Below are 882 nucleotides of genomic sequence, written 5' to 3'. Positions count from 1 at the left end.
GACCAGTCGCCGCGCGGCAAGGCCGTGGGCAAGGAAATCGAAAGCCTCAAGGCCAAGGGCCCGTTGGGCGTGGAGATCGTGCTGAAGGCGCCGTACGCACCGCTGCTTTCGCAGCTTGCGCTGCCCAGCGGCATGGCGGCCATCATGGCCAAGGACTCGATCGCGTCGCCGCTGAAAGACTTCGTCGGCACCGGCCCCTACAAGTTCAAGGAGCGCCGCCCCGACCAGTTCGTGCTGCTCACGCGCTTCGACAAGTACAGCGCACGCAAGGAGTCGGCCAGTGGCTACGGCGGCAAGCGCGAAGCGGCCATCGAAGAACTGCGCTTCGTGCCGGTGCCCAACGCCAGCACGCGCGTCGAAGGTGCACTCGCGGGCCAGTACGACTTCGCCGACCTGCTGCCGGTGGAAGCCCTGCCGCGCCTGGAGAAGGCCAGTGGCAAGACGCTGCCGATCCTGACGCCATCATTCGGCTTCCCCTACCTCGTGCTCAACACCAAGGAAGGCGTGGCCGCCAGTCAGCCGGTGCGCCAGGCGATCCAGACCGCGCTGGGCCAGGGCGAGATGCTCGCGGCCGGCTTCGGCGACACGCGTTTCTTCGTGGCCGAGGCCAACCACTTCCCCAAGGGCTCGCCGTTCTACTCGACCGCCGGTGCCGACCAGTACAACCAGCGCAACGCCGCCAAGGCGAAAGACGCTGCTGCCAAGGCCGGCTACAAGGGCGAGCCGATCCGCGTGCTCACGAGCCGCCAGTATGACTTTCACTACAACATGTCGCTCTTGATGGCCGAGCAGCTCAAGCGTGCCGGCTTCAAGGTCGACCTCAACGTCGTCGACTGGGCCACGCTCACCCAGCGCCGCAACGATCCGCGGCTGTGGGAGATC

General features: G+C 66.7%; 1 protein-coding gene. It reads left to right on the top strand.

Annotated elements, in window-relative coordinates:
* The coding region (locus tag ASD34_RS02745; protein WP_235509954.1) for an ABC transporter substrate-binding protein at positions 1-882 on the top strand (882 nt) is incomplete at both ends.

The sequence above is a fragment of the Variovorax sp. Root473 genome (assembly GCF_001426505.1).
GTDB lineage: Bacteria > Pseudomonadota > Gammaproteobacteria > Burkholderiales > Burkholderiaceae_C > Variovorax.
This window is presented reverse-complemented; position numbering and strand designations above follow the sequence as displayed.